Origin of the sequence: Bradyrhizobium sp. AS23.2 (assembly GCF_001908185.1) — a bacterium.
Lineage (GTDB): Bacteria > Pseudomonadota > Alphaproteobacteria > Rhizobiales > Xanthobacteraceae > Bradyrhizobium.
In genome coordinates this window covers 1-6,293 of sequence record NZ_LGHM01000232.1, presented here as the reverse complement: position 1 = coordinate 6,293, position 6,293 = coordinate 1, and the positions used below count along the sequence as shown (strand labels likewise).

At 59.4% G+C, this 6,293-nt stretch carries 3 protein-coding genes and 2 pseudogenes; 4 read left to right on the top strand and 1 reads right to left on the bottom strand.

All coding sequences use genetic code 11. The features are described from left to right. Window positions 1–188: 188 nt before the first annotated feature. A pseudogene (gene hemC, locus AC630_RS38605) lies at window positions 189–1,170 on the top strand (hydroxymethylbilane synthase). A 12-nt stretch (window positions 1,171–1,182) separates the two neighbouring features. On the opposite strand, the gene hemE reads toward hemC, so the two are convergent. Continuing rightward, window positions 1,183–2,229, bottom strand: a complete 1,047-nt coding sequence (gene hemE, locus AC630_RS38600; RefSeq protein WP_074123603.1) for a uroporphyrinogen decarboxylase — start codon at window positions 2,227–2,229, stop codon at window positions 1,183–1,185. A gap of 543 nt (window positions 2,230–2,772) precedes the next feature. Between hemE and AC630_RS38595 the strand changes: the two genes are divergently transcribed. The 3 genes and pseudogenes from AC630_RS38595 to AC630_RS47510 all read left to right on the top strand — a co-directional run bounded on the left by AC630_RS38595 (window position 2,773) and on the right by AC630_RS47510 (window position 4,670). After that, a complete protein-coding gene (locus AC630_RS38595; RefSeq protein ID WP_074123602.1) occupies window positions 2,773–3,066 on the top strand; it encodes a hypothetical protein in 294 nt (97 codons plus the stop codon). 96 nt (window positions 3,067–3,162) lie between these two features. Next, complete coding sequence (locus tag AC630_RS46460) at window positions 3,163–3,438, top strand: hypothetical protein (RefSeq protein WP_074123601.1); 276 nt, start codon at window positions 3,163–3,165, stop codon at window positions 3,436–3,438. Then, window positions 3,435–4,670 (top strand): annotated as a pseudogene (locus AC630_RS47510) (DUF3095 domain-containing protein). The gene AC630_RS46460 and the pseudogene AC630_RS47510 overlap by 4 nt, the downstream one beginning before the upstream one ends. Window positions 4,671–6,293: the final 1,623 nt, after the last annotated feature.

The window sequence follows — 6,293 nt, the reverse complement described above, 5'->3', positions numbered from 1 at the left end:
CTCCCTTCGCAGCCCGCCTAATCAGTCTCAAATCATCTGACGACGAACACCAATGATCACATCGGGAGTCTGCCGTGATAGTGAGCGAGTTGCGAGATGTCATTGGCGCGCTGCAGAGCGAAGTTGAATTCGAGGCCGCTGTAAGCGAGTTGGGAGCCGCGGCTGCTGCCGCGTCATTTGGAGCTTCGATGGCGGCAAACCTTATCCGGTTCGGCACGCGCAAGGGCGCGATGGCGCTGGCGCGGACCGAGGAAATTGCCCGCCGGCTTGCCGCGGCCGCTCCCGGTCTCGATGTCGAGATCGTCAAGTTCGAGACGGCGGGCGATAGCACCAGCTCGGCGAGCCCTTGCCGCATGACGGCAAGGGCGGCGCCTTCGTCGCCGAAATCCGCCGCGCGGTTTTAGCCGGTGAGCTGCGGGCCGCGATGCATTCGCTCAAGGAGGTGCCGGGCAATGAGGACACACCTGGGCTCGTGATCGGGGCGACGTTGCCGCGCGATCCGCCTGGAGACGTGCTGGTGCTGCGGCCGGGCGTTTCGCTTGACGAGATCAAACGTAGCCACGGCAACGAGTTCAAGGTCGACAGCAACGCGGTGCGCCGCGCGGCTTACGCGCGTGGGTTGTTTCCCGACGTCGAGATGATTCATTTTCGCGGCGCCGCCGACACCCGCATCCGCAAGCTCGATCATCTGGAAAAGCAACGGCTGCCGGACGGCGGCGCGGTCGGCCCTGCCGATGCGCTGATCATGGCGCGCTCGGGACTCGAGAGCGTCGGTCTTGCCGATCGCATCGCCTATGAGTTTTCACCTCAGGAGATGCAGTCCGTGGTGGGGCAGGGCATCGTCGCGGTCGAATGCGTCGAGCGGGATTGGTCCACGCGGCGGATTCTTGCGCTGATCGACGATCAGACGGCACATCGATGCGCCAATGCCGAGCGCGAAGTACACTGGGTGCTCAATGGTCACTGCAATTCGCCGATCTCCGGATTCTCCACTATTGCGGGCGAGCGGATGTCGTCGTCAGCGACCGTGCTCGATCATGGGGGTGGTGTGTTCATCGAAGCATCGCGTTCCGGACCTGCCGACAGGCCGCGCGAGCTCGACCGCGCCGTCGGGCTTGAGCTGCTGCAAAAGGCGCGGCCGACATCATCGAGCGCAGTCGGCCGGTTTGATTGTCGCGAAGCTCAGCTCTTGTATGCCCGCACCCGTTTCAGCATCTGCTCGACATGGGCGATCGGCGTCTCCGGCAAGATCCCGTGACCGAGATTGAAGATCAGCCGTCCCTTGGCATAATCGGAAAGCACGTCGTCGACCGCGCGATCGAGCGCCGCGCCGCCGGCGATCAGGACCAGCGGATCGAGATTGCCCTGAATGGCGGCGCGGTTCTGCACGCGCTCACGGATCAATGAAGGCTCTGCGGCCCAGTCAATGCTGGCGGCGTTGACGCCGGTTGCTTCGACATACGAGGGCAACAGTGCGCCGGCGCCGCGGGGAAATCCGATGATCTTGGCGTCCGGTGCCTCCGCCCGCACGCCCGCAACGATGCGGCGCGCCGGTTCGATCGACCAGCGTTCGAATTCCCGAGGCGGCAGCACGCCAGCCCAGGTGTCGAAAATCTGCAAGGCGTCAGCGCCGGCCGCGAGCTGTCCGAGCAGATATTGGATCGAGTTCTCGATCAGCACGTCGATGATGCGGGCGAACGCATCCGGATGCTGATAGGCCATCATCCGCGCCGGCGCCTGGTCGCGCGTACCTTGTCCGGCCACCATATAGGTCGCAACCGTCCACGGTGCGCCGCAAAAGCCGATCAGCGCAGTCGTCGGATCGAGCTCGCGGCGCACCCGCCGCAACGCTTCATAGATCGGCTCGAGTTTCACAAAATCGGCTTGCGTTGAAAGCGCGCGGGCCTTTTCCGGCGTGTCCAGGGGATCGAGCCGTGGACCTTCGCCCACCTCGAAGCGCACCTCGCGGCCGAGCGCGTAGGGAATGACCAGAATATCGGAAAAGATAATCGCGGCGTCGAAATTGAAGCGGCGGATCGGCTGCAGCGTGACCTCAGTGGCATATTCCGGCGTGAAGCAGAGATCGAGAAAACTTCCCGCCTTGGCGCGCAATTGCCGATATTCCGGCAAATAGCGGCCGGCCTGCCGCAACATCCAGATTGGGGGAATTGGTTGTCGATGTCCGCAAAGGACCTCGATAAAAGGCTTTATGGCAGGGCTTTGGGTCAAGGCGGGTCCAATTCTGATCAAGAAGTATGCGAGTGCTTCTGATACACGCCGGGCGCGACCTCGCCAAGTGTTGGGAGTGTCAGCCCATGCCACCTTGAAGGCCGTGCAGTCTGCAATCTCGCCCAGCGCCGCCCGCAACTGGCACCGCTTCTTGCTGCGGTGGGATGCGGAGAAGCACGAAGTTGTGCAGTACCGCCTGGAACGTGACCGCGGGATTTTCTGCCAGGCATCGCGCAAGGCCAGCGTTCGGGCGCCGTCAGTTCGGCGATAAGCCTATCCTGCAACGGCCTTGCCGCGTCCGCTTCATCTTCTTCGGACGGCGGCGCGTTGGCACGCGCAACCTCGACTGGTCCAAAGGCGGCAACGGGTTTAGAAGTCTCTGCAGATGCAGCTGGTGGCATTCCTCGCTACGGTATCAGGCGGCGCGGCGGCGATAACGATCTTCTATCGACTCTATGGCAAGAGGTGATTTCCCTCGCCGGCGTTGCAAGGTCATTTTCGTCGGGTGGTGGATAGTCATCTTTAACACGAACAGGAGCTACCATGAAGATTCAAGTTTGCAGCCTCGCGATTGCGCTCGCAATTGCTGTTCCTATCGCGGTGGCTGCCACGGCCGAATCGTCTGCTGCTCCGATCAATGGCACGTCGATCAAGGCGGCGGTACCAGCCGTGACGACGGACGTGCGCTATCGGATGCGGCGAGGTTATCCCACCTATAATTTGTACCGGGGCTATCCCGCCTATAGTTCGTATTGGGGCTATCCGACCTATAATTCATATTGGAGCTATCCGACCTATAACTACTCCTATCCCGGCTACGCCTACGGCGGGTGGTGACTACGGATGGTGGTGACGCCAAAGCTCGGCAGCGTGTGGCTCCCTCGAGCTGCCGCTAGCCAACATGTATTTGAGAGATTTTAGCGTTCCTCGGTCATGCGCACGTCGCTCTTGGAGCAAACTGAGAAGAACTCAGCGCGAGCGTATGTTTTCCGCCTTATCCTTGCGCATTTCACCGAGCTCAATGCTGGTTATTCAGCGATGTGGGATGCCGAGTGGTCCAAAGAGGCTATCGCAAAGAATCAACGGAAGCTGATCACTGACGGTGACGACGTGGTAGCTAAACGCGAAACAAGCTTATTGGTAAGCTCGCGCGCGCATATCGGTCTCGTTGGGAGGGTTGGGGATAACAACAAAGGAGCGAGCAAATGACTTCGCCCCAAGATAGCTTGACGGGCAAATCAGCTCATGAACTCGCCTTCTCAAGCACGAACACGGAAAGCGCGAGTACAGAGCATTTCTACGCCGATCTGAAGCCGTTCGATAACTTCTCGCAACTAACGCATTTCGACCGCTATCTCCCCTTGCCGGACGATTGGTTCATCGGAATTGCCGATGTCGTCCAATCGACGACAGCGATCAAGACCGGCCGATACAAAGCCGTCAACACCGTGGGCGCTGCGGTGCTGGTCGCCATAACCAACGCGTTACCTGAACTCTGCTTTCCCTATGTTTTCGGCGGCGACGGAGCGACCGTAGCGATCCCCGGCAAGTATCTTGACGAAGTGAAGTATGCAATGGCGCGAACTGCGGCATGGGCAGATGATACTCTCGATCTTGTGCTTCGAGTCGCGATCGTCCCCGTTTCGGCAATCCGCGCAGCCGGTCACGATGTTCGTGTCGCGCGATATGCTGCGTCCGAGAACGTCTCGTACGCCATGTTCACCGGCGGCGGTGTGGCGTGGGCGGAAGGACAACTCAAGAAGGGAGAATTCAAAATACGCCGCGCACCGTTGAATGCCAAGCCCGATCTATCAGGGCTCTATTGCGGATTCGGGCCAATCCCTACCGAGTAGGGCACCATCCTCTCTATCATCGCCATTCCGATCGTAGACCAAAGGTCGTACGCGGCCTTGGTGGCGGATGTTTCGGCCTTAATCGAATTTTCTTCGCGTCGGTCGGGACATCCGTTGCCGGAGGGCGGTCCGCTACCCGCCTGGCTCGGAGGCAAAATCCAGAGATTGCTTGGTAAGCGCTCCCCACACGCGAACCTTCTGACGCCCACCGCAGATGCACTACGAGCCATCAAGACGCGAGTCGTTCTTTCTGCAGGTATTCGCATGGGCCAGTTCAAACCCCTCAAATATCGACGAGAGATTTCGAAGAATACGGATTTCAGAAAGTTCGACGATGGCCTGAAAATGACGGTGGACTGTTCGCCGGAAATCGCAGACGCTATCGAGGCTCGACTGGTTTCGGCCCAGCTCTCTGGCGTTTGTGTAGCGGGCACACATCGTCAGACGAGCGCGCATCTCACCTGTTACGTGCCTTCAAACATCCGGTCAGATCACGTCCACTTCGTTGATGGGGCCGACGGAGGTTATGCCGCGGCAGCGGCCAAACTCAAAGCAGGCAAGACGGCTGTGATGGCAGGCGTGGCATGACTCTTGGGGGAGTCGAACGCCGATTTTCCTAACTCAGATCATTTCAGGCTGCTGACCGACACCGGATTTCGCCTCAATCGCCGCATGCTGGCTAACGCAAGTTTTTCGGTATGGCCATTTTGAGCAACCGCCTGATCGGGAAATGTTCCGCATAGGGCTATCAATGCTGGAACAGCTTCATTGCGGCATAGACGTCAGCAAGAAGATAGCGGCCGATCAAGCCGTTCTCGACGGGGAGCAACAAAAGCTCGACGAGATTTTGAGGAGAACATGGCTACGGCACAGCGCGCGGCATCTCGCCCTCAGGAGCCAATCATCGTGCAGGTCCAACAAGCCGCTCCGGAGCCGGCACTCCCTGAGGCGGCGAGCCATCAAACGAGTTTGCCGGCGTATCTCGGCTTCGATTTCAGGCCGCAAGGAGAAGGGCGGCAGGGCGCAGGCGACGACGCGCGAGGTCGCGCTGACCTATAACGTTGTGCACACAACGACTGCGCGGTTGAGGACGGCAGAAGCCCGGCTCCTGGGGGCTTAGAAAACCGGGCGTGAACTTTCTATGATCGCTGCATGGGTTTGTGTGCGCGAGTCGATACCCCAAAATACGCTCCTATGGTGATCGACAGTTGTCGATCCTAAAGTTCTATGTCCATCTGTCCGGGGACCTCAAGGGCCGTCGGATCGCAGCGCAAACGAAGGAGTGTTGCCCAAGTAGCATGTAGGACGAATTAGGCTTCACAGGATGCAGTTTCGCGTAATGAACCTTATGCGAAACAAGATGCCGACGAGTGGCGCCCTTGTTGTGCCCGCAGATCTGAATCGAGTCATTTCAAGGGAGAATCGAGTCGGTCTCCCGTTCGGCTGACGGCCGGTCAAAGAAGGAACGAGAGGGCCCTTTCTCACCGATCGTCCACCTTGAGCGCGAACAGATCGTCGGCGCGCGTCCTGGCGGCCGCGATCGGAATGCCGAACCGAGCAACTACGCCTCAGTGCGACAAGGGTTTGAACCGCAAAGCGACAAATCATCGCAACGCTTGCGATTGCGTGACCGCGATCCGATCACAGTGTCACCCGATGGGACATGGATCAATCCTTCGCCAACTGTATGCAATCGCAAACAGCATAGTACAAAAGCTTGGGACACCAGTCCTTGCCGTTTCAATTGGTGACGTGTTGTTTTTTTTGATCGCTACGGCCCCGATGTGGCCGCTATGTTTCGATCTGTGTTCGCTACCTCCTACAAAATACTTCGAAATACGGAATTGCATTATGCGGGTAACGACCGAGTTGTTCTTGCACACTCAGGTCTGGTGGTGGCACGAAGCCAACTCCTCCGACCCGCAACTCGATCCGAGCTCACCCGGAAGCGCTACGCCGAGCCTTTGGCCCATAGCGGATTATCAGAGGCCCTGCGGGCGACGTCGACTACTGACCCGATTTTGTTGCAGAAGTCGGTAGGATCGACGCTCTCAGCCGAGGCTGAGATCTGAAAATTTGGGCTCGCGATCTCTCGGCCGCCTGCCCGGCATGGGCTGCGGAGACGCCCGGGCACTGACACCTGACGCAACCAACGCGACAGACGCCACTTACGCCACGCTTGGTGCGGCCGTGTCGGGCGGATGGAGCGCC

Excerpts from the sequence above, each read along its gene's own strand:
- AC630_RS38595 (WP_074123602.1), top strand. The coding sequence starts at position 2,773 with ATGAAGATTCAAGTTTGCAGCCTCGCGATTGCGCTCGCAATTGCTGTT.
- AC630_RS46460 (WP_074123601.1), top strand. The coding sequence starts at position 3,163 with ATGCGCACGTCGCTCTTGGAGCAAACTGAGAAGAACTCAGCGCGAGCG.